Raw genomic sequence first — 24,303 nt, 5'->3', positions numbered from 1 at the left:
TGCCGGTCACCGGCCCTGCCGGGTGTTGCGCGGGCTCAGCTCTCCGGGGCCGCCGCGGACCAGGCGGCCACCTCCACCTTGTCCCCCACCGAGAGGGTCCCCGGCCGCAGCACCGAGAACTTGGCGCCGAATGTCACACCGCCCTCCGGGGAGCGGCGGTAGGCGGCCAGGGTGCGCAGCGGTTCGGGGCCGGCCTTCGCACCTGAGCCTTGGTCGACCAGGGTGACCGCGCAGCGGACGGCGAGCTTGGCGAAGCCCAGTTCCGCGTCGCCGATCCGCAGCAGGCGCGCCCGGTCCTCGGCGTGCGGTTCCTCGTCCCAGCCGTCGACCACCACGTTGGGGCGGAAGCGGGCCATCGGCACAGGTGCGGCACCGCGGGCGGCGAGTCGCGCGTTGAAGTGGTCCAGTGCGGCGCGGGAGAGGAGGTGGACGGCCGAACTGTCGGCGAAGCCGGAGGTTCCGGGGGTCAGCCCGTCGGTCACCCTGCCGTTCTCGGGCGGCACCCGGACCAGCCTGCTGGAGACACCGAGGACGTCGGAGAGCCAGGCGGCTGCGTCCCGGCCCTGGTCGATGCCGCGCAGTGGCCGGCCCAGCATGTCCACCGGTCGCCGCTCACCGGTCACATCCACGTCGATGTGCAGGGCCTCCCTGCCCGGCGCCCGCAGCATCAACCGCTCACCACCCGCGCCCGCTCCGGCTGTCACCTCGGGCGTGATGACGGCGAGTTGCGGGTCACGGCGCTGGGTACGGCCCACGCCGTCAGGTGTGACCACCATGAAGCTCCGGTCGTGCGCGAGCCCGGCGGGCCCCAGGTGCGCGCTGCGGGCCGGGACGGCGGCGCACCCCTTGACGGGGTAGGAGACGAGCTCGACGACCTCGGCCATGTGCTGCTCCCTACGGTTCCGCGGTTGTACGCGGGGTTCGGACCGGGGCCCCTGCTGGCACGCCAAGCCTCTCATCAGTCCCAGCGAAGCCGACCTGTGGTCCCGGTCACCCGCCGTCCGGACCTGAGAGCGGCGGGTCGTCGGCCGGGAGGAGTGGCGAGGACCGGCCCGAGGTCGCATAGCCTGGTTTCCAGGAGGAGAGTTCCGTGACCGTCTCAGGGCCCCGTCCCGCCCCCGAGGGACATCCGCAGGAAGCGGCGCTCCCGCGCCAGGTCGCGCCGGAGCAGGTGCGCGAGTGCGTCCTGCTCAAGCACGGCGAGGTCTTTCTGCGCGGCCGCAACCGCGCCCGCTTCGAGGAGCTGCTGTACCGCAATCTGCGGGACGCGCTGCGAACACTCCCCGGCCCCACGTGGGTCGAGAAGGGCCGCAGTGTCACCCTCGTGGGCGGCGAGCCCCCGCTGGACCAACTCGTGGAGTGCGTACGCCGGGTGATCGGCTTCAACCTGGTGCAGCCCGCGGTGCGCATCCCCAGCACCGTCGAGGACATCGGGGCCCACGCGGTGCGTGCCCTGCGCCGGGCGCGGGAGGAGCGCGGCGGACGCGCAGAAATCACCTTCGCCGTACGCCCCAAGCGGCGGGACAAGTCCTTCCCCCTCACCTCCTCCGAACTGGCCGTCACGGTCGGGGAACGGGTGCGGCTGGAGACGGGGGCGCGGGTGAACCTCTCCGCACCGGACGTCGAGCTGGCGATCGAGGTGGACCGGCACACCAGCTGTCTGTCGTGGAACCGGCTGCCGGGCCGGGGCGGTCTTCCGGTGGGCTCCAGCGGCCGGGCGCTGGCCCTGCTGTCCGGCGGGTACGACTCGCCCGTCGCCGCCTATCGGGCCATGCGTCGCGGAATGGCCTGCGACTTCGTCCACTTCACCGGCGCTCCGTACACCGACGCCTCGTCCGTCTACAAGGCGTACGCGCTCGCCCGCGAACTCAACCGCTTCCAGCCCGACCGCGCCTTGTGGGTGGTTCCGCTGGGCAAGGCGCAGAAGCAGCTCGCGATCGCGGGCGCCGGGCGGCTCCAGGTGGTGGCCCAGCGCCGGCTGATGGCCAGGACGGCGAGCACACTCGCGCGGCGACTGGGCGCCGAGGCGCTGGTGACGGGGGACAGCCTGGGCCAGGTCGCCAGCCAGACGGTGGCCAACATGGCGGCGGTCGACGAGGCCGCCTCCGTGCCGCTGCTGCGGCCGGTGCTGGGCTGGGAGAAGCAGGAGATCATCGACGAGGCGCGCGCTCTGGGCACCGCCGATGTCTCCGCGCTGCCCGACGAGGACTGCTGCTCGCTGCTGGCTCCGCGCCAGGTGAGCACCCGGGCCCGAGTGCCCGACCTGGAGCGGGTGGAGCGCCGGCTGGAGCTGGACGAGCTCGTGGACGAGCTGCTGGCGGGCGCGTGGTCGCTGGAGCCCGGCGCCGAAGCGGAGACGGGCGACATCGATGCACCGGAGGCCGGCTGCAGGCTGTGAGGGCACTGCTGCCCCTGCCGGCGCGCGGGCACCCCTACCCCCGGGTGTGCGGCGCGGCTGCCGGGCGGCTTCGGCCCCCGTTCTCTGCCGCCGGTCCCGATCCTCCGCCTCAGCCCTCGGTGAGGCCGTTCTCGCGGGCGGCGCTGAGGACGCGCGCATAGGAGGCCCGGGCCGCCTTGCGCAGCCAGTCGGGCATGGGTCGGCCGTGGGTCGCCTGGGTCAGCAGGACGGAGATCTCCCGGACCTTGGTGTTGGTGTGCTGGGAGATGTCCACGAGAATCCGCCAGGCGGTCTCGGGACTGCAGCGCCAGTACGCCATCAGCACGCCGCGCGCCTGATCGATCACCGGGCGGGTCTTCATGGCCTGCCTGAGCTGTGCCACCTCCTCCTGGAGCCGACGTGCCTCGGTGGGCGAGAGCGACTCGTCCACGTCCCGCAGCTCCTTTTCCTGCTCGCCGTACTCGGATTCCGCACCGCCGGTGGCGGTGGCCCGGGGAGGCGCCACAGGAAAGTTCATCACGCCCTCCGGAGACAACTGTTGCCGTACGACATTATTTCATCTGCCCGAGGCGGTCGCCCGGCACACCTGTGAGATAGCAGACACCAGGCCGCCGCAGGCTCCGCGTACGGTGACGGGAAAGATCATTCGCCTGCGAAGGAGCACCGCCCGTGTCCCCTATCGAACCACCCGTCCTGGTCGGCACCGACGGCCGCGTCGGCCGTCTGGTGCTCAACCGGCCGCAGGCGCTCAACGCGCTCAACCGGGAGATGGTCGACCTGCTCTCCGAGGCGCTCGACGCGTGGGAGCGGGACGAGCGCGTCGCGGCCGTCGTGCTGAGCGGGGCGGGCGAGCGGGGGCTGTGCGCGGGCGGCGACATCCGCGGCATCCACGAGGACGTCCGGCGGGGCGGCGGAGCCGAGTCCGCCCGGTTCTGGGCCGCGGAGTACCGCCTCAACGCCCGCATCGCCCGCTACTCCAAACCCTATGTCGCGCTGATGGACGGCGTGGTGATGGGCGGCGGCGTCGGGGTCTCGGCGCACGGCGGCGTCCGGGTGGTCACCGAGCGTGCCAAGGTCGCGATGCCGGAGACCGGGATCGGCTTCGTACCCGACGTCGGCGGCACCTGGCTGCTGTCGCGGGCGCCGGGCGAGTTGGGGACGCATCTGGCGCTGACGGCGGGCCCGGTGGGCGCGGCCGACGCCATACTCTGCGGGCTGGCCGACCACTTCGTGCCCGCCGACCGGCTCGCGGACTTCGCGGCCGCGCTGGCCGACGTGCCGCCCGCCGCCGCGCTGGCACGGTACGCCGCTCCCCCGCCGGCGGGCGAACTCGCCGGGCACCGGGCCTGGATCGACGACTGCTACAGCACCGACAGCGTCACCGAGATCCTGCGGCGGCTGCGCGAACACGGCGGGACCGCCGCCAAGGAGGCCGCGGCCGCCATCGAGACCAGGTCGCCGACCTCGCTGAAGGTCACACTTGCCGCGCTGCGGCGGGCGCGCGGCCTCTCCTGGCTGGAGGAGGCGCTGAACCAGGAGTACCGCACCTCTGTGGCCACGCTCTCCTCGCCCGACTTCGCCGAGGGCGTGCGGGCGCAGATCATCGACAAGGACCGCAGGCCCCGCTGGTCGCCGGCCACCCTGGACGCCGTCTCCGAAGCGGAGGTGGCGCGGCACTTCGCCGCTCCCGAGAGCGGAGATCTGGGGCTCGGCGTGCGAACGTGAGGGCTTTCGTGCGTGCTTTTCGCTCGTGCATGCGCTACTTGTGCGTTCCTCACATCTCTTTCGTGACAGAACTGACTACACATTCCCCCACCTGTGTTGCACGCTTGATCCCGTGCTTCCCAGGGGAGGGGAACGATGGACAAGCGGTACGAAATATTCTGTCTCGCCGACCGGTATTTCTATGACACACCCGACCGCTTGTCGGATTCCGCATCCAGTGCGTCGCGTGGCGGTTCACCGGAAAGCCGGGAAGCCGCAGCGCCCGACGGCGCAGCGGACCCGGGCGAGTTCCCCGTGGCGCGTCGCCCGGTGCCCGCCGGCTGGCGACAGACCCGGTCCGGCGACTGGCTGGAGCTGCGGCCGCTGGGCGGCGAGTTCCCGCTGCAGGGCTGGAAAATCCACTCTTCGGCCACCCTGGAGAACGCGGACGAGATCGGTGCGGCCATTTGGGACTACTGCACGGCACGGGGTATACCCTTCAAATTCGTTCCGCACCGCACTCTGCTGTATCTGCGCAACGCCAAATACGCCGGACGCGGCACCAGCGGTAAGTTCGCCACCATCTACCCGGCCGACGAAAGGCAACTCGAGTCGATTCTGCGCGAATTGGGAGAGATACTCGACGGCCGGCCGGGCCCGTACATCCTCACCGACCTGCGCTGGCGCACGGGACCGCTGTATGTGCGGTACGGAGGCTTCGCACCGCGCTTCTGCGTCGACGGACAGGGCCACCTCGTCCCCGCCGTCGAGGACGCGAGCGGCCGGCTCGTGCCCGATCGCAAGGACCCCTCTTTCCGGGTACCGGAGGGCGTTCGGCTGCCCGAGTTCCTCCGCCCGCAACTGGCGGCGCGCGCCGCGGCCACCGTCACCGACCTGCCGTACCGCATCGAGCGGGCGCTGCACTTCTCCAACGGCGGCGGAGTCTACGGCGGGACAGACACCCGGGACGGCAGCCGGGTCGTACTCAAGGAGGCCAGGCCCCACGCCGGTCTCGCCGCCGACGGCGCCGACGCGGTGGCCAGGCTGGAGCGCGAGAAGGCCGCGCTCGACCGGCTCGCCGGACTGCCGGTGGTACCCGCCGTGCGCGACTGGTTCGAGCTGGACGGGCACCGGTTCCTGGTGATGGAGGAGCTCGAAGGCCAGACCCTCAACTCCTTCTTCGCCAAACGCCACCCGCTGCTGAGCGCCGACCCCGACCCGGCCGCGATCGCCCGGCACACCGAGTGGGCGCTGCGGATGCACCGGCTGGTGGAAGAGGCCGTCGCAGCGGTGCACCAGCGCGGCATCGTCTTCAACGACCTGCACATGTTCAACATCATGGTCGCGCCCGACGAACAGTCCGTGGCACTGCTCGACTTCGAGGCGGCCGCACCCGCCGAGAACGACCCGCGCCAGATCGTCGCCCACCCCGGTTTCATCGCACCGGCCGACCGCACCCGCTACGACATCGACAGGTACGCGCTGGCGTGCCTGCGGCTGGCGCTCTTCGTCCCGATGACGACGCTGCTGGCCGTCGACCGCGGCAAGGCGGCACACCTCGCCGAGATCGCCGCCGAGCAGTTCCCCGGAATCCCGCACGAGTTCCTCAGCCAGGCGGTCGCCACCATCGCGGAGGACGGGACGGCGAGTACGGCGGACGCCACGGACCGGGATCGTTCAGCGGCCAGCGCGGGCCCCGCCTCCCACGCCGTGGCCCGCGCCGTCCGACGCCTGTCGCCCGAGGGCGGTCCAGCGGCGCGCGAGGCGATGACCCGCGCGATCCTCGCCTCGGCCACACCCGAGCGCGACGACCGTCTCTTCCCCGGCGACATCGCCCAGTTCGGTGACGGCGGCGGGCTCGGGCTGGCGCACGGTGCCGCCGGAGTGCTGTACGCGCTCGCCGAGACGGGCGCCGGCCGGTACCCGGACGGCGAGGAGTGGCTGCTGCGGCACACCGATCCGCCGCCGCGCGGCACCCCGCTGGGGCTCTACGACGGGCTGCCCGGGATCGCCTGCGTACTGGCCGGGTTCGGGCACACCAAGCAGGCGCTCGAGCTGACCGAACGGGTGCTGGAGGAGAAGTGGCAGCGGCTGGGCGGCTCGCTGTACAGCGGCCTCGCCGGCCTCGGCCTCGCCCTGGAACAGCTCGCGGACGCGACCGGAGAGCAACGGCTGCGCCCGGCCGCCGCCGAGGCCGCGCAACTGCTCGCCGACCGCCTGGACGAGCCGGACGACGGGGCCCGGGCCTCCGGCCGAGCGGGGCTGCTGCACGGTGCGACCGGAGCGGCGCTGCTGTTCCTGCGACTGTACGAAGGGAACGGCGAGAGCGCGCTGCTCGATCTGGCGGAGCGCGCGCTCGACCGCGACCTGGCGCGCTGTGTCCAGGACAGGGCGGGCACCTGGCAGGTCGACGAGGGCAGCCGCACCATGCCGTACCTGGGTGCGGGCAGCGTGGGCATCGCCATGGTGCTGGACGACTTCCTCGCACACCGGCCCGGGCACGAGCGGTTCACCGCAGCACGGGCGGGCATCCTGCCCGCTGCCCGTATGCGTTACTACGCGCAGCCCGGGCTCTTCCAGGGCCGTGCCGGAATGCTGCTGCACCTGGCCCGTACCACCACGCCGGGCGTCACCGGCGCCGACCGGAAGGCGCAGCTCGCCGGGCTGACCTGGTACGGCATGGCCTACCAGGGCGGCCTCGCCTTCCCCGGCGACCAGATGATGCGGCTGTCGATGGACCTGGCGACCGGCACGGCGGGCTGTCTGCTCGCCGCGGGCGCCGCCACTGCCGCCGACAGCCGGGGTCGCCCCGGCGGCGGCACGGTGCCGAGCCTGCCGTTCCTGGCGCCGCCGACGTCCGGCGGCTCATAGACCGGCCTCCGGGACGGGGGCCGTACCGCAACACCACCGTCCCTGCAACACACAACCCAACACCCCGATAGGGAAGGAAAATCACCATGGCACTTCTGGACCTGCAGACGATGGAGCCCGAGGAGCGCACCGGCGGCGGCGACGACAGCAGCGCCAGCCTCCTCCTGTGCGACAAGCAGAGCTCCCACAGCACGCTCCTTTGCCTGTGACCGCGTGACACACGCGTCCGGTGCTCCTGGGCGGGGGCCTGCCCCCGCCCAGGAGCACCATCCTGTCTCCGGGCAGCCGGCCGCTGTCCCAGGGCAGCGGGCCGGAGCGGACCAGGCCGACGCCGACCGGCTGCTGCTGGCCGAGGGGCGCGCCCAGCTGTGGCGTACGGCCGCCCTGTTCCTGTCGGCGACCGCGGCGGCGGGCGCCGGGCTGATGCTGCCCGCGGCGCTCGGCCGCACCCTCGACCTGCTGCTGGCCGACGACGGGACCGGCGGTGCCCCGGCAGGCCGCTGGCTGGCCGTCTGCGCGGTCCTGACGTGCGCGCTGGTGGTGCTTGACGCGGCCGACACCGTGCTGACCGGCACTCTCAACTCCCGTACCACCGCACGGCTGCGCTCGCGGCTGGTCGGCCGACTGCTGGCGGTCGGCCCGCTGCGAGCCGACCGCTTCTCCGGCGGGGACCTGGTCACCCGCTGCACCGGCAACGCCGCACACGCCGGCACGGGCCCCAGCAGTGTCGCCTCGGTGCTGGCCGCCGTTGTCACCCCGGTGGGCGCGCTGGTGGCGCTCGCGCTCCTCGACTTGCGGCTCGCCGCCGTCTTCCTGGCCGGGACGCCGCTGCTCGTGCTGCTGCTGCGCGCGTTCTCCCGCACCTCGGCCGACTGTGTGACCCGCTACCAGGAGACGCAGGCGCGGCTCGCCGGACGGCTCGTCGAGGCGCTGGCCGGGGCTCGCACCATCGCGGCAGCCGGTATCAGGGAACGCGAACGCGCCAGGGTGCTGGAACCGCTGGCAGAGCTGTCGGCGCACGGAGAGCGGATGTGGCACGTCCAGGGCCGCGCGACAGCACAGGCCGCCGTGCTGGTGCCGCTGCTCCAGATCGCGGTGGTCGCGGTGGGCGGACTGCTGCTGAGCGAGGGGGAGCTGAGTGTGGGCGGCCTGGTCGCCGCCGCGCGCTACGCCGTGCTGGCGGCCGGCGTCGGCACCCTCGTCGGGCAGCTCAACGCGCTGGTGCGCAGCCGTACGGCGGCGCGGCGGCTGGCGGAGGTGCTGGCCGTCTCCCCCATGGCGACCGGGCGGCGCACGGTGCCGTACCACCCGGGGAACACCGGTGCGGGTCGGCTGGAACTGCGCGGTGTGCGGGCCTCGTACGGCGGTGAAACGGTGCTGCGCGGGGTGGATCTCGTGGTGCCGGGCGGGGCCACGGTCGCGGTGGTCGGCCGGTCCGGCGCCGGTAAGTCACTGCTGGCGGCCGTCGCCGGGCGGCTCGTCGAGCCGGAGGCAGGACGGGTGCTGCTGGAGGGTACCGACCTGGCCGAGCTGGACCCGGCGGCGCTGCGGCAGGCGATCGGTTTCGCTTTCGAGCGCCCGGTCCTCTTCGGCACCACGGTCGGTGACGCGCTCGCCGCGGGCCTCCCCGCCGGACCGGAAGGGTGGCGCCGGCACCAGGAGTGCGTCCGCGCCGCGGCGGGCGCCGCCTGCGCCGATGAGTTCGTCCGCACCCTCCCGCACGGCTACGACACTCCCCGCGCGCAGGCGCCGCTCTCCGGCGGTGAGGTGCAACGCCTGGGCCTCGCCCGTGCGTTCGCGCAGAGCCGCCGGGTGCTGATCCTGGACGACGCCACGTCCAGCCTGGACACGGTGACGGAACTGAAGGTGACACAGGCCCTGATGGGCACCCGGAACGCGGAGGGACCGAACGCGGGGGAACGCGTCAGCTTGGCGGCGCGCACCCGGCTGGTCGTGGCGCACCGCGCCGCGACGGCCGCCCGCGCCGACCTGACCGCCTGGCTCGACGGCGGTCGCGTCCGCGCCGTGGCGCCGCACCGGCAGCTGTGGGAACAGCCGGAGTACCGGGCCCTGTTCGGCGGTGGGAGCGGCGAAGATGGCTGAGACCACGGGGGCGACCGGAGCGGCGGGGACCGGCGCGGCGGAGGCGAGAAGCGAGCCGGGGGAGGCGCGCGCTCAGGCCAGGGCAGCGGGGCGGCACCCTGCTCCTGCTCAGCGTGGGCCGGCGCGTGCGGGGCTGCGGTTCCTCCTGCGCCGCCCCAGGGTGCTGGTGGCACTCGCGGGCTGGTCGGTACTGGAGGCGGCGCACACCTTCGCGCTGGGCTTCGCGCTCGCCCGCGCGCTCGACGACGGTTTCCTGGCCGGACGCCCCGCGCTGGGCCTGGCCTGGCTCTCCGCCGCGGCCTGTGGCCTGCTGGTGGGTGCCTGGGGCACCGCGCGGGTCTACCGCCAGGTGGCGGCACTCACCGAACCGCTGCGGGACGAACTGGTGCGCCGGGTGGTGGGCCGCGGGCTGTACGACGCCGTCGCAGCGGTCGGCGTGCCGGGGGACGCGGGTCAGGACGCGTCCGGCACAGGTGCCGTCTCCCGGCTCACCCACCAGGTGGAGATCGCCCGGGACAGCTTCGCCGGGCTGGTGATGGTCTCGCGTTCGTTCGTCTTCACCCTGGCGGGCGCGGTCCTGGGGCTCTTCGCGCTGGCACCGCTGCTGCTGGTGGTGGTCGTGCCGCCGCTTGCGGCGGGGCTCGCCGTCTTCGCGGGAACTCTGCGTGCGCTCGCCCGCAGACAGCGGGACTTCCTGGTGGCCGATGAGGAGCTGGCGCGCGAGTTGGGCACCGCCGTGCGCGCCCTGCGGGATGTGACCGCCTGCGGGGCGCAGGCGGCGGTGCGCGGGTCCGTGGAACGGCGCGTGACGGCGGAGCGGCGGGCGGCCGACGCGCTGGCCCGCTGGGGGGTGGCCCGGGCGCTGGCGCTCGGGCTCGGCGGCCGACTGCCCGTCGTACTGCTGCTGGTGCTCGCTCCCTGGCTGCTGCGGCACGGGGTGAGCGCCGGGGCGCTGGCCGGGGCTCTCACCTACCTGACACAGGCGTTGCTGCCGGCGCTGCAGAGCCTGGTGCACGGGCTGGGCGGCGCCGGCGCCCGGCTCGCCGTGGTGATCGGCCGGCTCCGGGAGGGAGCGCCGCGAGAGTGCGCGGCGACGGCGCCCATGACCCCGCCCCTGCCCCTGCCCCGCGAGACGACGGCTTCCGGACAGGGCGGGCCCGGCGTACCGGCGCTCGAACTGCGGGGCGTCACCTTCGCGTACGGACCGGCTGCCGCGCCGGTGCTGTCGGGGCTCGATCTGACCGTTCCGGCGGACGGCAGGCTGGCTGTCGTGGGCCCGAGCGGTGCGGGCAAGTCCACCCTGGCGCTGTTGGCCGCCGGGCTGCTGCGCCCTTCGGCCGGTGAGATCAGGCTGTACGGAGCGCCGGTCGTACCGGAACAGCGGCCGGACCCGCGTGGGATGGCGGGGCGACGGGTGCTGATCCCCCAGGAGTCGTATGTGTTCACCGGCACCGTGCGCGAGAACCTGTGCTGCGATACCGCGCCCCCCGACAGCGCACTCCCCGACAGCGCGCTGCTCGGCGCCTTCGAGGCGGTGGGTGCCGGGGCGCTGCTGCGGCGGCTCGGCGGGCTGGAGGCGGTCGTGGACCCGGTGGCGCTCTCGGCCGGTGAGCGCCAGCAACTCGCCTTCGCCCGCGCCTACCTCTCCCCCGCGCCGCTGGCAGTCCTGGACGAGGCCGGGAGCCGGCTGGACCCTGCGGCCGAGGAGCTTGCCGAGTCGGCGTTCGCCCGGCGCGGCGGCGCGCTGGTTGTGATCGCGCACCGGATCAGCTCGGCGCTGCGCGCGGACCGGGTCCTGGTGCTGGACGGCCCGCGCACCCGCTGCGGCACCCACGCCGAGCTGCTGGAGTGCTCCCCGCTCTACCGCGACCTGGTGGCGGGCTGGGCTCCGCCGTCCCGCGTGTGAGCATGTACGAGAGCGCTCGAAGCGGCCCTCGCCGGGCCTTCCCGCTCACAGCCAGCCGGCCCCCTGGGAGATGCGGATGGCGTCCACCCGGTTGCGGGCGCCGGTCTTACGGGTGATGGCGGACATGTAGTTGCGTACCGTGCCGGTGGACAGCCCCAGGCGGCGGGCTATCTCGGTGACGGAAGCGCCTTCGGCCGCCGCCGACAGCACCGTCAGCTCCCGTTCGCTCAGTGGGACTTCGGAGGCTTGCAAGAGGGTGCCGGCCAGCGCGTTGTCCACGAAGCGCTCGCCGGCCGCGACCTGCCGGACGCCGGTCACCAACTGCTCGGGCAGCGCGTCCTTGCACACGAATCCGCGTGCCCCCGCATCGAGCGCTCTGCGCAGCGCCCCCGGGCAGTGCTGGCTGACGAGCACCAGCAGGCGGGGCGCCGGGCCGGCGGTGCGGGCGGCGCCCTTCCTGGAGAGCCCCGCCAGTTCGTGCAGCCGGGACCGCGCCGTCACATCGGCGTCCATGACACAGACATCGGTGGGCCGAGTCCGCGCCAGCCGCACCGCGTCCTTCGCGGGTGCGGCTTCGATGTCCATATCAGGCTCCCTTTCGACCAGAGCGGCCAGCGCACATCTGAGTATGCGCACGTCGTGCACCAGCAGTACCCGGATCAACCCAGTCCCCCCTACGTGCCCGATCTTTGATCTGACAGGCGCCGCTCAATACATACAAGCTCATCGCCCCGAAGAGGGACACAGTTTTAGCCACACATTGAGACCGAGTGTGTGCGATGTGTTATGGGGGGGCGCATGAGGGGGCGCACTTCGCGCCACGGCCGGGCGGCATCCGGCCCCTCTTCGCGCGTCGTTTCGTCCGATTGCGCCGGGGTACCGCGACCCTCTTGGAACGACGCACCCGACGGCCGCCGGAGCACATCCGGCGTGCGGAGCGAGCGGAGTGGAGATGCGACTGACCGAGAGCAGCACGGAAGCGCCACGGAAACCGGACGGCTCACCGGGAGCGCCGGACCCGGCGGACACCCTGCCGGCGCTGGACGCGCGGGAAGCGGCGGGTGTGGTGGCCGACGCCCTGCTGCCGGTGCTGGCGAGCGGCGTCATCGTGCGCAGGCCGCGGGCGATGTCGCTGGTCGAGCGCACCGGCTGGGACCGGCGCGGTATCGAACGGATGCGTGCCCTGCGCGACCGCCACGGCCCGGGCCCGCTCCCGCTGACGGTACGGGGGCGGGCATACGCGCTGGTGCTGGACCCCGGGGACGCGCACCGCGTGCTGCACGAGACACCGGACCCCTTCAGCCCGGCCCCCCTGGAGAAGCGCGGCTCGCTGGCGCAGTTCCAGCCGCACGGGGTGCTCATCTCGGGCGGCGGGGAACGGACGCGGCGCCGGGAGTTCGTCGAAGAGGTGCTGGAGACCCCCGAACCGCTGCCCGGCATCGCCGGGCGGCTGACCCGTGTCGTACGCGAGGAGGCCGAGGTGCTGCTGGCGGGCGCCGAGCGGTCGGGGCAGCTGCTGTGGGACGAGTTCGACGCCGCGTGGTGGCGCACGGTGCGGCGCATCGTCCTCGGCGACGCGGCCCGTGACGACACCGCACTCACCGCGCAGCTCGGCGCACTGCGCTCGGCCGCCAACTGGTCGCTGGCCGGCCCGCGCCGCCGAAGGCTGCGGAGCGCGTTCCTCGCCCGCGTACGGTCCTACGTCGCACAGCCGGAGCCCGGCAGCCTGGCCGAGCGGGTGGCGCGGACCCCCGCACCGGCCGGGACCGACCGTGCGGGCCAGATTCCGCACTGGCTCTTCGCCTATGACGCCGCGGGCATGGCCACGATGCGCGCGCTCGCGGTGCTGGCCACCCACCCGCGGTGGGCGGCACGGGCCCGCGAGGAGGCGACCGCCGGGGTACCGGACGCCCCGCGCGAGCTGCCGCTGCTGCGCGGCTGCGCGCTGGAGTCGGTACGGCTGTGGCCCACCACCCCGCTCATCCTGCGCGAGAGCACGGCCCGGACGTCCTGGAAGGGCGGCACCCTGCCCGCCGGAACCGTCTTCGCCGTCTACACCCCGTACCTGCACCGCGCCGAGCCCGCCGCACCGTACGAGGACACCTTCGCGCCCCAGCAGTGGACCGAGGAGACGGGGCGGCAGGCCCGGTCCAATCCGGCGCTGCTGCCGTTCAGTTCGGGCGGGGCCGGCTGCCCTGGCGAGAACCTGGTGCTGTCCACCGTCAGCACGCTGCTTGCGGCGCTGGTCGAACAGCACCAGTACACCCTCGCCTCACACCCCCGGCTGCGGGCTTCCGCGCCGGTGCCCACCACGCTCGACCACTTCTCGCTGGCGTTCCGCGTACAACCGCTGCCGTAGGAACTCGGCCGCCGACGCAGGAGTCCGCCCCTGGAACGCCTGTTACTCGCCGGAGGTGGCTTCGTCCTCGCTCACCGTGTGCAGCGCCTGCTCCTCCGGGGACAGGCCGCCCCCGGTCTCGCCCGTCTCCTCTCCGTAGACATCCTGCCTGCGGGGCGGGGTCGCCTCGGGGTCGGCGCGGAGCACCCCCGCCGGGTCGTCCGGCGGACCGGAGACGGCGTCCCGCTCGGACTCCTCGGGCATCTCCTCGGCGAGCCGCTCGTCCAGAGACTCGCCCTCGCGCATCTCGGCAGGGGTGGGCGCGGAGCGGGTGACGGCTGTCGGGGTGTCGCCGGGTACCGGCTCCTGCTGCGGGTCGCTGGACAGCTGCTGCATCGGGGCACCGTCCTGCAGGTCGGGGATGCCCTGGTCCTCGGGGTCGGCCCCGGGGTCCGCGGGTTCGGCGTACTCCTCGTCGGACTCCGCCTGCGGGGTCAGGAACGAGGTGTCGAAGCCGCCGCTGTCGTCGCCGGCCGTGCGGGGCGGTGGATCGGAATCGACGGGCGGTTGCCACTGGCCGCGCTCCAGGCGTTCGTCCGGCTGCCGGCCCTCGACAGGGCCCGGCTGCATCTCGGCGGCATCCTCGGTGGTGACGCCCTCCTCCGCGGGGATGTCCCTGCCGTCTCCCGTCATGGTGGCCTCCTCTCGTGCGGGTCCTCCGGGTACCCGTTCGCCCTGGCGGCTACGCGGCCGCGGTGGCGTCCGGCGCGCGGCTCAGCTCTCCCGCTCCAGGCGGGCGTAGGCGCTCTCCTCCAGACGGGTGAGCAGATCGGCGGGACCCTCGTAGATCTCCTGGGCGCCCGCTCCCTCCAGGTCGGCGCGCGGGATGCCGCCGGAGAGGACGCCGAGGGCCGTGACTCCCGCGCGGGAGGCGGCCCGCATGTCCCACACGGCGTCGCCGAGGAAGACCGTCTGCTCACGTGCCGCTCCCGCCCGTTCCCTGGCCTGGTCGACGGAGTCCGGCGCCGGTTTGCCCTCGGCGACGTCCGAGGCGCTGGCGATGTGCGAGATGACCTCGTCGGCGTCCAGCGCGCGGCGCAGCGCGGCCAGCTCGCCGCCCACGGCCGAGGTGACCAGCACGATCGTCCAGTCCCTCCGATGCAGCGCACGCAGCAGCTCCTGGGCGCCCTCCAGCGCCGCGAGCCGCTCGTGCCAGGTGGCGAACAGCGTCTTGTGCGCGGCATCCACGGTCTCGTCCCCGGCCGGGTCCCTGCTCTCTCCCAGCACTCGCGCGAGCAGGTCGGCGCCGCTGAGCCCGACGGCCCGGTGCACCTCTGCCATGGGCACCTTGTGCCCCGCCTGCCGCAGCGCCTCCCACCAGGCGTGCACATGGAGGTAGGTGGTGTCGGTGAGGGTGCCGTCGACGTCGAAGAGCGCGGCGCGTGGCATGGCGGCTCCTGGGGGTGAGGGGCTTGTCGGGTCGCGGAGGGTGCGCGGCCTCCGCCATCAGCTGCTCGGCCTTGCCGAGCACGGCACTGCGGGTACGGCGGTCGTCCAGCCCGCCGGAGGCCAGCACGTCGCCGTGGAAGACGGCATCGCCCAGGACCACGCGCACCCGGGGGTCGGCGCCCCTCGCCTGCTTGTGTCCCGGCGGGGTGAACGACAGCTCGCCCGCCGCCTGGTATCGGGCCAGTGCCTCCAGCACCGGCACGGTGTTGTGGTCCATACGCACCGGGTGCCCTTCTCCTCCGGAGGGGAACCAGTCGCCGCAGCGCCCTTGTGGCTTGTCGCGCAGTTCCCCGCGCCTCTGACAGGCGCCCCTCCAGTCCGCGAAGCGCGGAAAGAGGGTATCCCCTCACCGGCGCTCGCGAGGGGTCTCCCGTACGACGTCCTCGGGCCTCTTGTCGTCCCGCAGACCCAGAAAGCGGGGATGCCGCAGCATTCCGTCGCGGGTCCACTCGGTGAAGCCGATCTGCGCCACCAGCCGGGGCTCCACCCAGTGCGCGCCGCGCTCGCGGACCCGGTCGGCGAACGGGGACCGGGGCACCTCCAGCTGGTCCAGCCCTCGCCGCAGGGTCAGCAGCGTGGCGCGGTCGTAGCCGGTGCCCACCTTGCCCGCGTAGCGGAGCGCGCCGCCTTCGTAGTAGCCCAGCAGCAGCGCCCCGAAGCCCACCCGCGTACCGGCGGGTTCGGTGAAGCCGCCGATGACGAGTTCCTGGCCGCCCGCGCACTTGAGCTTGAGCCAGTCGGGTGAGCGGCGCGGCAGATAGCGTCCGTCGGCGCGCTTGGCGATGAGCCCTTCCCACCCGTGCGCGCATGCCTCGTCCAGCAGTTGCGGGCCGCCCTCGTTGCGGTGGGTGGTGAAGCGCAGCGGGGAGCCGAAGTCCAGTGCCCTGCGCAGCAGGGACTTGCGGATGCGCAGCGGCAGCCGGGTCAGTTCCATGCCGTCGAGCCGGAGCAGGTCGAACACGTAGTAGGTGATGGCGACCCCGCTGGCTCTGGCCTGCCGTGCGGTGCTCAGCTGCATCCGCTGCTGGAGGCGGGCGAAGTCGGTACGGCCGTTGGCGAAGGCGACGATCTCGCCGTCGACGGTGAAGTCGGCGCGGCTCTGTGCGGCGAGCGCGTCCACGATCTCGGGGTACGTCTCGTCGACGCGCCGCCCCGAGCGGGACAGCAGCCGTTCGCTGCCGTCCTCGCGCACGGCCAGTACCCGTACCCCGTCCAGCTTGCGTTCGAAGATCCAGCCGCCTTCGGGGAACTCCCGGCGGTCGCTCAGCTCGGCCCGCATGGGCCTTTGAGCGAGCTCCGCACCGGGCGGTGCCCGGCGCAGCAGCGCACGTTGGTCGGCGGGCAGCGTGTCGAGCAGACCGCTCACGACCGCCCGCCCTGGCGGGTCCACCGCTCCGTGGACTGCTCGGCGACCTGTTTGAGGGTCCGGTCGCTGCGGGCCGAGCGGACCCGCCACGGGTCGGGGGTGCCGCGCGAGGAGGCGTGGCTGTCGTTCTTCTTCACCAGCAGCCACGCCTCGCGCTCGCCGTCCTCCCCGCTGCGGAAGCGGGAGAGCGCCCAGTCGCCGCGCAGCTTGCCGCCGTGCATCCGGAAGGAGATGTGGCCCTTCTCCAGCGCCTTGCCGAAGTCGCGGGAGAGCGGTTCATAGGTGCCCTCGTCCCACACGATGACCGGACCGGCCCCGTACTCTCCCTCCGGGATGACGCCCTCGAAGGTGCGGTACTCCAGCGGATGGTCCTCAACGGGCATGGCCAGCCGCTTGTCGTGCGGGTCCGTCGAGGGCCCTTTGGGCACCGACCACGACTTGAGCACGCCGTCCCACTCCAGCCGGAAGTCGAAGTGCAGGCTCGTCGCGTCGTGGATCTGCACCACGTAGTGCGGCTGGTCGCCACGCTCCGTGCGCTCGCCCTCGGGTTCCGCGGTCCGGTCGAAACGCCGCTTGCCGCGGTAAGTCTTCAGCGCGTCGTCGTCGCCACTCACGCCTGGTCCTCACGTTCCGTGCCGCGTTCCGTTGGCATCTGCCGCGTTCCCACTGTCTCGCGCACCACACGGATCCGCACCGGGAGCACCGCCCCGCTCGGCTCGGCTCGCCTCACGCCGCCCGGCTCGGCTCAGCCCGTACCGGCCGGCGCCGGACCCAGCTGGGAGGGCCAGGGGATCAGCGGGAGGGTGAGGGGCGGCGGGTGGACGCCACCGGAGCCGATGACCTGGCTGCCGATCCTGCCGCCGAGGTGGACGAGGCGCCCGTCGTCCTGGCGGAAGTGCCAGGCCCCGTCCCCGCGCTGCACCGCCGCCACGGCCTCGGCCAGGAAGCCCAGCTCGCCGGTGTCCCGGTCGGACCACTCGTACTCGCTCCACATGTACTGGTCCACCCAGAGCGTGGCCACGTCGTCGAAGTAGACGGCGATCAAGGTGGCGGCGTTGCCGGGGCCGATCAGGATGCAGAACTCGTCGGTCACCAAGGGGGCGAGCGGATAGCCGGGCACGGCCCGCGCGGCGTCCTCGAAGATCTGCACGACGGGGTGTACGGACCGGGGAGCGCCCTCGTGTCCGGGGCCCTCGTGTCCGGCGACGCATCCCGGCCGTACGCGGATGTGCGGGCGGGGTGCCGTCGCCGTTCCCGCGGCCGGGGCTTCGCCCCCGTCGAGCCGCCCGCTGACTTGTTCGCTCACCGTAGCGTTCCCCTCGTCGTCCGGTCGGTGCCGTCGATGTCCGGTCGGCGTCGGCCGATGCCGACTGAAAGATGACGCTATGCCCGTTCTTTCCGTGCAGCAGCCCGGGGAACACGGTTGGCGGCGCCACCGCTGAGCCGAACGAGCGGCGTACCCAATGACATGGCGGGTCAGTTGACTTACGCAGGAGGCGCGCACACCGTACCGGCCCGCCTCCGCCACCGGACACGAGGAGGGCCGCATGACGTCGACACCCCGTACGCCTGCCACCACCACCGCACCCGCCTTCGCTCCGGCCATCCGGACACCCGGCACGGTCCCGTCGCCGGGCCCCCAGGACGAGCTGGCCGCCTACCTCGCGGCGCACCCGGCACCCGCCGCCGCCGTCGACGCTGTGATCCGTGACCAACGGGGCCGTCTCCTGGTCGTCGACCCGGTCTACAAGGCCGGCTGGGACCTGCCCGGCGGCATGGTCGACGACGAGGGCCTGGTCGACGGGCTGGTACGGGAGCTCCACGAGGAGCTGCGGCCCGCCTCGCTCCGCGTCGGCCGCCTGCTGGCCGTCGACAACGTGCCCGCCACCGTGTACGGCAGGGCACTGACCGCCTGTGTGTACGCCGTCCACCTGCCGCACCCGGTGACCGCCCGCGACCTGCGCCTCCAGCGGGACGAACTGCGCGCGGCCGAGTTCGTCACCCAGGACGAGGCCCTGACCCGGCTCCCGGAGCGGCTGCGCCGCCGCACCGCCGCCGCGCTCACCGCCGAACACGGCGCCCATACGGCACACCTGTTCGACGGCCATCCGGCGCCCCTCACCGACCGGGACCGCCGCGCCCTGCTGCCCGGTCCGGCGGTCACCGCCGCTGTACTGGTCACCGACGGGACGGGCCGCGTCCTGGTGCGGGACGCGGGGCACACCGGGGGCGGGCGGGACGACGACGGATGGGGCGGCGGCTCCGTCTGGCGACTGCCGGGCGCCCCGGTGGCGGCGACCGAGACACCCGGCGAGGCCGCGGCCCGCGCCCTGCGCACCCAACTGGGCCACCCGGCAGACGGGCCGACCGGCGTGGGGCGGCTGCTGGCCGTCGAGAGCACCGGGTGCCCCGCCGGCGGCCGCGCCCTGATCACCCATCTCTTCGCGGCCGACGTCGCCGTGTCCCACCTTCCGGCCACTACACGCCGACTCAGCCGGGACGAGGCGCTGCGCCTCCTCCCCTCCCATGAGGCCGCGCTCCTGCGCGGCGCACAGCGGTAGCTGGGGGAATTGCGCGTGCCCCGTCGGGGCGCGGGGAACCACGCGCGCAACCACGACACACCCGCACCCCGCAACGAGCCGCAAGGGCCCCCTCCCCGCCGCACAGGACCCGGTCGGCGGCGTACGGGCGCCCGGGGGTGGCGCCCGTACGCGGCGTGCGCCTCCGCGGCAGCCGACCGGTGCCGTGCCGGGCGATAACAGAGTGCGGGCCGGGGCAGGATGGGGCGGTGACTTCTCGATCCCGTGCGACATCGTTCAATGCGGCGGCAGACCGCTACGCAACCTACCGACCGTCCTACCCTGGCGAACTCTTCTACGCCATCGAGGAGTTGGCCGGTATACCGCTGGCAGGTGCGCGTGTCGGCGACATCGGGGCCGGCACGGGCATATCGACCGCGCAGCTGCTGGAGCGCGGTGCCGACGTGGTCGCCGTCGAGCCGGGCGCGGGCATGGCGGCACGGTTCCGCAAGACCCTGCCGGACGCGCCGTTGGTGCGGGGCGACGCCAACGCGCTCCCGCTGGCGGACGGGAGTCGGGATCTGCTCACCTACGCCCAGTCCTGGCACTGGACCGACACCACGCGTTCTGTTCCCGAAGCGCTGCGCGTGCTGCGTCCGGGCGGTTCGCTCGTCATCTGGTGGAACACCTCAGCGCATGACGTGCCCTGGATCGCCGAGCAGACGGAGCGCATCACCCGCCACACCGGCGCCACTTCGCCCTCCCTCACCCCTCTCGACCATCCCGGCGCGGTACGGAAGGCCGGGCTCGAAGGGCTCCACGTCGTCCGTCGCCACCTGCGGTGGAGCCGTACCGTGTCGCTGGAGACCCACCTGGGCAATCTGATCAGCCATTCGGGCTTCCTCGTGATGGACGAGGAGCGCACCCGGGAGTTCGTTGCGGCCGAACACGCCCGGCTGCAGACGCTCTTCCCCGACGAGCTGGTGGAAGAGACCTACGTGGTGGACCTGTGGGTGGCGCGCGGCCCGGGTACGTGACCGGAGCCGGCGGGTGCCGTGAGCACCGCCACCGGGAAGGACAGTGCGCCGCCCACAACTCACCTCCCACTGCATGCAGTTCGGCGACCGCTTCCGCCCCCGAGCTCAATCCCTGCTTGCGGAATTGTTGGTCATCAGGCTGGAGCAGGCCACTGTTCTGCAAGTAGGGTGCGCGCCCATCGCCGTCGAGTGAACGGTGTGTTGAGCCGCGACGTTGTGGAGGTAGCGGATGAGCGCTGGCTCGATCTTCTTGTGGGAACTACTCGGTACCACGGTGCTGATCATGCTGGGTACCGGCGTTGTCGCCAACCACGTACTGCGCCGCACGAACGGCAACGGCGGGGGCGTGCTGTTCATCAACATCGGCTGGGGTTTCGCGGTCTTCACCGGCGCGAGCGTGGCGGCGCCCAGCGGCGCGCACCTCAACCCGGCCATCACCCTCGCTCTCGCCGTGGCCGACAAGACCGCGTGGTCGGACGTGCCCGTGTATCTGCTCGGGCAGATGCTCGGCGGCATAATAGGCGCGGTGCTGTGCTGGGCCACGTACAAGCTGCAGTTCGACGACCACGACGACCCCGCGGGCACGCTCGGCATATTCTCGACGGCGCCCACCATCCGCAACAGCTTCTGGAACGTGGTCACCGAGGTGCTCGGCACCTTCGTGCTGGTGGCCTTCGTGCTGTTCTCGCCCGTCGCCGGGCCCTGGAAGGGCGAGGGCGAGATTCCCGACTTCGGCAACTCCGCGCTGGGGTACGCGGGTGTCGCCTTCGTCGTGCTGGTGATCGGTACCTCGCTGGGCGGACCGACCGGCTACGCCATCAACCCGGCCCGCGACCTGGGGCCCCGCATCGCCTACGCGTTCGTCCTGCCGATCAAGGGCAAGGGCAAGGCCGACTGGGCGTACTCCTGGGTGCCGGTCGTCGGCCCTCTCCTCGGCGGCGTCCTGGCGGCCCTGCTGTACATGGCCTACCCGGCGTAGGGGGTCGCGCCCCGTCAGGGGCGGTCGCGGGGCCCGGCTACCGTGGTGGCGCCTGCTGCGCCGCCCGCGGCGGGTCCGCCCTTCCCCCGAGGAGCCCGCGCAGTGAGAGCCGCACGCCTGGTCACCGATGTCCTCCAGCCCCGCAACGCGCTGCTGGCGGGGCTGACCGGGCTGGGCGTCGCGGCGGCGGGGAACTGGACGGGGGTGCCCTGGGGGCTGTTCGCCGCACTGTGCGCGGGCATCGTGCCTGCCTCCTACATCGAGTGGGAGCGCAGGCGCGGCACCTGGGGCGACCGGCACGTGGTGGACCGCACACAGCGGCTGCCGATCTTCCTGGTGATCCTGGGCTCGGTGGGGCTGGGCGCGCTGGTGATGGTGCTGGGCCGGGCGCCGCGGGACATCCTGATCGCGATGGTGGCGCTGTGGACGATGACGGTGGTCCTGCTGACGGTCAACGCCTTCTGGAAGATCAGCGTGGACTCGGCGGTGGCGGCCGCCATGGTGGCGATGCTCGCCGTGGTGCACTCGCCCTGGTGGCTGCCGGCTGCCGGGCCGCTGGTGGTCGCGGTGTGCTGGTCCCGGATCGCGCTGACGTACCACACAGTGGCGCAGACGGCGGCGGGCGCCACGGCCGGGCTGGTCACGGCGGGTGCCTGGCTGGTGTGAGCGGCCGGCGGGTGTCCACTGAAGGGGTTACCTGGTGGAGCCGTACGCCGGGGTATACGGCGGATGAGGTTGCGGGATGGTTCCGTTTCTCCCGTCCGCCGACAGCTTGGCCGATCCCCGAGGTGCGTCATGGCTCTCGCCCCCGTCACACCGTCACTCTCCCGGGCCGAGCTGCGCGACGTCATCGAGGGGGGCGCCGACGGCAGCGAACTGGTCGGTATCGAGGTGGAGACCGCCGCGCTGGACCCCCGGACCGGTGCCGCGGTGCCGTACGAGGGGCCGCGCGGGGTCCGCGCCCTGCTGGAGCACCTCGTCGCCGACCAGCCGGACACCGAACCCCAGTACGACCGCGGTGCGCTGGTCGCGGTGCGGCTGTCGGAGGGCGGCACGGTCTCGCTGGAGCACGGCGGCGCGGTCGAGTACTCCTCGCCACCGTGCTCCTGCGTCGCCGACCTCGCCGAGGTGACCGATCGTGGGCTGCGCCGAGTGGCTGCGGCGGCACGCGGATTCGGCTTCGCGCTGGTCCCGGGGGCGCAGTACCCGTTCACCGCGCCCGAGGAAGTGGAGTGGGTACCGCACTCACGTACCCCGCTGATGCGGCGCCACTTCGAGCGGCTGGGCAGACCGGGCGCCGGCGGGGTGCAGGTGATGTCGCTGGCCCTCTCGACGCAGGTGTCCCTCGACTTCACCTCGCCCGCTGATCTGACCGAGAAGCTACGGGTGCTGGCGGCGGCCTCCACCCCGGCGGCCGCCCTGTTCGTCAACGCGCCGCTGGAGGGCGGCCGTCCGTGCGGGCAGCTTTCCCGCCGGATGGACTACCTCAGCCGCTGCGATCCGTCCCGCACCAGTGTGATCCCGATGATGCTGCGCGAGGACGTGGATGTGGAGATGTTCATCGACTGGGCGCTGAACCTGCCGATGATCCACCGCGCGGCACCCGGCGGTGGTCGGCAGGCTGCACCCCGGGTCCCCTTCGGCACCCTGCTGCGGCGCGGGTTCGAGGACGGGAGCAGGCCGCAGCTCGCCGACTGGCGCGCGCATCTGTCGCAGATCTTCTCCGACGTGCGGCTGCGCGAGACCCTGGAGCTGCGCGCGGTGGACGGCCCGCCGTTCGAGGCCCGCTACGCGGTGCCCGCTTTCTGGACCGGGCTCGGCTACCATCCGGCGTCCCGCGCGGCGGCCTGGGAGCTGCTGCGGGGTGTCGGTCCCGACGCGCACCGGGCCGCGTTGCGGGACATCGCCCGCCGCGGGCTGGACGCCCAGATCGCGGGGCGCCCTGTACGGGAGATCGCGGCCGAGCTTCTGCGACTGAGCGAGGCGGGGTTGCGGGCCCGCGTCGCCGCCGGCACCGAACGCCATGATGCGGTGCGCTTTCTGGCGCCGCTGCACGAGATCGCCGAGTCCGGCGTGACATTCGCGCACCGCACCCTCGACCAATTGCGGGCGGCCCCCACCACGTTCCCGGCCCGCCACATCGCGAGGCATCGCATCCCCTGACCCCGCGGCCTGCGACGGCGGGCAAGGGGCAGCCCCTCTCCAGCCCTACACGACGCCCTGACTCCGCATCGCCTCCGCAACCCGCCGGAACCCGGCGACATTCGCGCCGAGCACATAGTCGTCAGCGCTCCCGTACTCCTCCGCGGCGGTCACACACTCCGTGTGAATCGCCCGCATCACCGCGGCCAGCCGGGACTCGGTCTCCGCGAAGGTCCAGGACTCGCGGGCCGCGTTCTGCCGCATCTCCAACGCGGAGGTGGCCACGCCACCCGCGTTCGCCGCCTTGCCCGGCCCGTACAGCACACCCGCCTCACGCAGCACACCGACCGCGTCGGGCGTGCAGGGCATGTTGGCGCCCTCGGCCACGGCCTTGACGCCGTTCTTGACGAGGCTGACGGCGTGGTCCTCGGTCAGCTCGTTCTGGGTCGCGCAGGGCAGCGCGATGTCGCAGGGCACGTCGTAGACGGAGCCGCGGGCGCTGAACCGGGCCGAGGGGCGGGCCTCGGCGTAGGTGTCGAGCCGACCGCGCCGCTCCAGCTTGATCTCCTTGAGCAGGTCGAGGTCGAGCCCCGCCTCGTCCACGACGTAGCCGGAGGAGTCGGAGCAGGCGACGACCAGCGCGCCGAGCGCCTGGGCCTTCTCGACGGCGAACAGGGACACGTTGCCGGAGCCGGAGAGGACGACGCGGTGCCCGGCGAGGTCCTCGCCGCGGGTGGCGAGCATTTCGCGGACGAAGTGCACGGTGCCGTACCCGGTGGCCTCCGTGCGCGCCTCGGAGCCGCCCCAGCCGGTGCCCTTGCCGGTGAGGACGCCCGCCTCGTAGCGGTTGGTCAGCCGCTTGTACTGGCCGAAGAGGAAGCCGATCTCACGGGAGCCGACGCCGATGTCGCCGGCGGGTACGTCGGTGTGCTCGCCGAGGTGGCGGTGCAGTTCCGTCATGAAGGACTGGCAGAACCGCATGACTTCCGCGTCGCTGCGGCCCTTGGGGTCGAAGTCGGCGCCGCCCTTGCCGGCACCGATGCCCAGTCCGGTCAGCGCGTTCTTGAAGATCTGTTCGAAGGCGAGGAACTTGACGGTGCCCAGCGACAGATCCGGGACGAAGCGCAGCCCGCCCTTGTACGGTCCCAACGCGCTGCTGAACTCCACCCGGAAGCCGCGGTTGACGTGCACCTCGCCGGCGTCGTCGGTCCACGGGACCCGGAAGAGGAGCTGCCGCTCGGGCTCGACCAGCCGCTCCACCAGCTGGGCCTCGGCGTATTCGGGGCGCTTGCGCAGCACCGGCTCCAGGCTGTGCAGCACTTCCCGTACCGCTTGGTGGAACTCGGGCTCCCCGGGGTTACGGCGCAGAACCTCGGCGTACAGCGCTTCGATACGGCTGCTGGCATCCACGGACATCATCCTCGTCGCTCG

Annotated in this window: 21 protein-coding genes and 1 pseudogene; 12 read left to right on the top strand and 10 right to left on the bottom strand. The window is 73.1% G+C overall.

The window, feature by feature from the left end:
- Nucleotides 1–35: 35 nt before the first annotated feature.
- Nucleotides 36–884, bottom strand: a complete 849-nt coding sequence (locus JW592_RS12710; RefSeq protein WP_209265125.1) for an MOSC domain-containing protein — start codon at nt 882–884, stop codon at nt 36–38.
- A gap of 206 nt (nt 885–1,090) precedes the next feature.
- Between JW592_RS12710 and thiI the strand changes: the two genes are divergently transcribed.
- Entirely contained in the window at nt 1,091–2,398 is a 1,308-nt protein-coding gene (gene thiI / locus JW592_RS12705; protein ID WP_372446500.1) for a tRNA uracil 4-sulfurtransferase ThiI, read from the top strand.
- A gap of 109 nt (nt 2,399–2,507) precedes the next feature.
- On the opposite strand, the gene JW592_RS12700 is transcribed toward thiI, so the two are convergent.
- Nucleotides 2,508–2,915 (bottom strand): ANTAR domain-containing protein, encoded by a 408-nt coding sequence (locus tag JW592_RS12700; protein ID WP_209265124.1) that lies wholly within the window; start codon nt 2,913–2,915, stop codon nt 2,508–2,510.
- A gap of 152 nt (nt 2,916–3,067) precedes the next feature.
- On the opposite strand from JW592_RS12700, the gene JW592_RS12695 reads away from it, so the two are divergent.
- The 5 genes from JW592_RS12695 (at nt 3,068) to JW592_RS12675 (ending at nt 10,982) form a co-directional block, all read left to right on the top strand.
- Nucleotides 3,068–4,123, top strand: coding sequence for an enoyl-CoA hydratase/isomerase family protein (locus JW592_RS12695; RefSeq protein WP_209265123.1), 1,056 nt, complete (start codon nt 3,068–3,070; stop codon nt 4,121–4,123).
- A 135-nt stretch (nt 4,124–4,258) separates the two neighbouring features.
- Nucleotides 4,259–6,973, top strand: coding sequence for a class III lanthionine synthetase LanKC (lanKC, locus tag JW592_RS12690; RefSeq protein WP_209265122.1), 2,715 nt, complete (start codon nt 4,259–4,261; stop codon nt 6,971–6,973).
- 86 nt (nt 6,974–7,059) lie between these two features.
- On the top strand, nt 7,060–7,182 hold the full coding sequence (locus tag JW592_RS12685) for a SapB/AmfS family lanthipeptide (protein ID WP_209265121.1): 123 nt from the start codon (nt 7,060–7,062) through the stop codon (nt 7,180–7,182).
- 4 nt (nt 7,183–7,186) lie between these two features.
- Nucleotides 7,187–9,076: an ABC transporter ATP-binding protein gene (locus JW592_RS12680; protein ID WP_209265120.1), complete on the top strand. Its 1,890-nt coding sequence runs from the start codon at nt 7,187–7,189 to the stop codon at nt 9,074–9,076.
- Nucleotides 9,069–10,982: an ATP-binding cassette domain-containing protein gene (locus tag JW592_RS12675; RefSeq protein WP_209265119.1), complete on the top strand. Its 1,914-nt coding sequence runs from the start codon at nt 9,069–9,071 to the stop codon at nt 10,980–10,982. The genes JW592_RS12680 and JW592_RS12675 overlap by 8 nt, the downstream gene beginning before the upstream one ends.
- Nucleotides 10,983–11,027: 45 nt before the next feature.
- Here the strand turns inward: JW592_RS12675 and JW592_RS12670 are convergent, their stop codons facing one another.
- On the bottom strand, nt 11,028–11,645 hold the full coding sequence (locus JW592_RS12670) for a response regulator transcription factor (protein ID WP_209265118.1): 618 nt from the start codon (nt 11,643–11,645) through the stop codon (nt 11,028–11,030).
- 289 nt (nt 11,646–11,934) lie between these two features.
- Here JW592_RS12670 and JW592_RS12665 point away from each other — a divergent pair, with 289 nt between their 5' ends.
- Nucleotides 11,935–13,341: a cytochrome P450 gene (locus JW592_RS12665; RefSeq protein WP_209265117.1), complete on the top strand. Its 1,407-nt coding sequence runs from the start codon at nt 11,935–11,937 to the stop codon at nt 13,339–13,341.
- A gap of 42 nt (nt 13,342–13,383) precedes the next feature.
- On the opposite strand, the gene JW592_RS12660 is transcribed toward JW592_RS12665, so the two are convergent.
- The 6 genes and pseudogenes from JW592_RS12660 to JW592_RS12640 all read right to left on the bottom strand — a co-directional run bounded on the left by JW592_RS12660 (nt 13,384) and on the right by JW592_RS12640 (nt 17,501).
- On the bottom strand, nt 13,384–14,013 hold the full coding sequence (locus JW592_RS12660; RefSeq protein WP_209265116.1) for a DUF5709 domain-containing protein: 630 nt from the start codon (nt 14,011–14,013) through the stop codon (nt 13,384–13,386).
- A gap of 81 nt (nt 14,014–14,094) precedes the next feature.
- Complete coding sequence (locus tag JW592_RS12655) at nt 14,095–14,769, bottom strand: HAD family hydrolase (protein WP_209265115.1); 675 nt, start codon at nt 14,767–14,769, stop codon at nt 14,095–14,097.
- A gap of 40 nt (nt 14,770–14,809) precedes the next feature.
- Nucleotides 14,810–15,046, bottom strand: a pseudogene (locus JW592_RS32695) (ornithine decarboxylase); the annotation flags it as partial.
- Between the two features lie 129 nt (nt 15,047–15,175).
- Nucleotides 15,176–16,195 carry a non-homologous end-joining DNA ligase gene (gene ligD / locus JW592_RS12650; protein ID WP_209265114.1) on the bottom strand — a complete coding sequence of 340 codons (1,020 nt, stop codon included), beginning with the start codon at nt 16,193–16,195 and terminating at the stop codon, nt 15,176–15,178.
- Nucleotides 16,192–16,809: a DNA polymerase ligase N-terminal domain-containing protein gene (locus JW592_RS12645; protein WP_209265113.1), complete on the bottom strand. Its 618-nt coding sequence runs from the start codon at nt 16,807–16,809 to the stop codon at nt 16,192–16,194. The genes ligD and JW592_RS12645 overlap by 4 nt, the downstream gene beginning before the upstream one ends.
- Before the next feature lie 131 nt (nt 16,810–16,940).
- Nucleotides 16,941–17,501, bottom strand: coding sequence for a hypothetical protein (locus tag JW592_RS12640; RefSeq protein ID WP_209265112.1), 561 nt, complete (start codon nt 17,499–17,501; stop codon nt 16,941–16,943).
- A gap of 241 nt (nt 17,502–17,742) precedes the next feature.
- Here JW592_RS12640 and JW592_RS12635 point away from each other — a divergent pair, with 241 nt between their 5' ends.
- The 5 genes from JW592_RS12635 to JW592_RS12615 all read left to right on the top strand — a co-directional run bounded on the left by JW592_RS12635 (nt 17,743) and on the right by JW592_RS12615 (nt 22,893).
- Complete coding sequence (locus JW592_RS12635; protein ID WP_209265111.1) at nt 17,743–18,756, top strand: NUDIX domain-containing protein; 1,014 nt, start codon at nt 17,743–17,745, stop codon at nt 18,754–18,756.
- A 227-nt stretch (nt 18,757–18,983) separates the two neighbouring features.
- On the top strand, nt 18,984–19,751 hold the full coding sequence (locus JW592_RS12630) for a class I SAM-dependent methyltransferase (RefSeq protein ID WP_209265110.1): 768 nt from the start codon (nt 18,984–18,986) through the stop codon (nt 19,749–19,751).
- 229 nt (nt 19,752–19,980) lie between these two features.
- Nucleotides 19,981–20,730 (top strand): MIP/aquaporin family protein, encoded by a 750-nt coding sequence (locus JW592_RS12625; RefSeq protein ID WP_209265109.1) that lies wholly within the window; start codon nt 19,981–19,983, stop codon nt 20,728–20,730.
- A gap of 102 nt (nt 20,731–20,832) precedes the next feature.
- Nucleotides 20,833–21,396: a hypothetical protein gene (locus tag JW592_RS12620; RefSeq protein ID WP_209265108.1), complete on the top strand. Its 564-nt coding sequence runs from the start codon at nt 20,833–20,835 to the stop codon at nt 21,394–21,396.
- 129 nt (nt 21,397–21,525) lie between these two features.
- Nucleotides 21,526–22,893, top strand: coding sequence for a glutamate-cysteine ligase family protein (locus JW592_RS12615; protein ID WP_209265107.1), 1,368 nt, complete (start codon nt 21,526–21,528; stop codon nt 22,891–22,893).
- A gap of 45 nt (nt 22,894–22,938) precedes the next feature.
- On the opposite strand, the gene gdhA is transcribed toward JW592_RS12615, so the two are convergent.
- On the bottom strand, nt 22,939–24,291 hold the full coding sequence (gene gdhA, locus JW592_RS12610; protein ID WP_209265165.1) for an NADP-specific glutamate dehydrogenase: 1,353 nt from the start codon (nt 24,289–24,291) through the stop codon (nt 22,939–22,941).
- Nucleotides 24,292–24,303: the final 12 nt, after the last annotated feature.

The organism is Streptomyces spirodelae (assembly GCF_017676385.1).
In the GTDB taxonomy this organism is placed as follows: domain Bacteria; phylum Actinomycetota; class Actinomycetes; order Streptomycetales; family Streptomycetaceae; genus Streptomyces; species Streptomyces spirodelae.
The sequence above is the reverse complement of the archived record's forward strand: the minus strand, read 5'-3'. Positions and strand labels throughout refer to the sequence as shown.

Coding starts and splice junctions, on each gene's coding strand:
- JW592_RS12710 (WP_209265125.1), bottom strand. CDS start 884: ATGGCCGAGGTCGTCGAGCTCGTCTCCTACCCCGTCAAGGGGTGCGCC.
- JW592_RS12700 (WP_209265124.1), bottom strand. CDS start 2,915: ATGAACTTTCCTGTGGCGCCTCCCCGGGCCACCGCCACCGGCGGTGCG.
- lanKC (WP_209265122.1), top strand. CDS start 4,259: ATGGACAAGCGGTACGAAATATTCTGTCTCGCCGACCGGTATTTCTAT.
- JW592_RS12685 (WP_209265121.1), top strand. CDS start 7,060: ATGGCACTTCTGGACCTGCAGACGATGGAGCCCGAGGAGCGCACCGGC.
- JW592_RS12675 (WP_209265119.1), top strand. CDS start 9,069: ATGGCTGAGACCACGGGGGCGACCGGAGCGGCGGGGACCGGCGCGGCG.
- JW592_RS12665 (WP_209265117.1), top strand. CDS start 11,935: ATGCGACTGACCGAGAGCAGCACGGAAGCGCCACGGAAACCGGACGGC.
- JW592_RS12660 (WP_209265116.1), bottom strand. CDS start 14,013: ATGACGGGAGACGGCAGGGACATCCCCGCGGAGGAGGGCGTCACCACC.
- JW592_RS12655 (WP_209265115.1), bottom strand. CDS start 14,769: ATGCCACGCGCCGCGCTCTTCGACGTCGACGGCACCCTCACCGACACC.
- JW592_RS12635 (WP_209265111.1), top strand. CDS start 17,743: ATGACGTCGACACCCCGTACGCCTGCCACCACCACCGCACCCGCCTTC.
- JW592_RS12625 (WP_209265109.1), top strand. CDS start 19,981: ATGAGCGCTGGCTCGATCTTCTTGTGGGAACTACTCGGTACCACGGTG.
- JW592_RS12615 (WP_209265107.1), top strand. CDS start 21,526: ATGGCTCTCGCCCCCGTCACACCGTCACTCTCCCGGGCCGAGCTGCGC.
- gdhA (WP_209265165.1), bottom strand. CDS start 24,291: ATGATGTCCGTGGATGCCAGCAGCCGTATCGAAGCGCTGTACGCCGAG.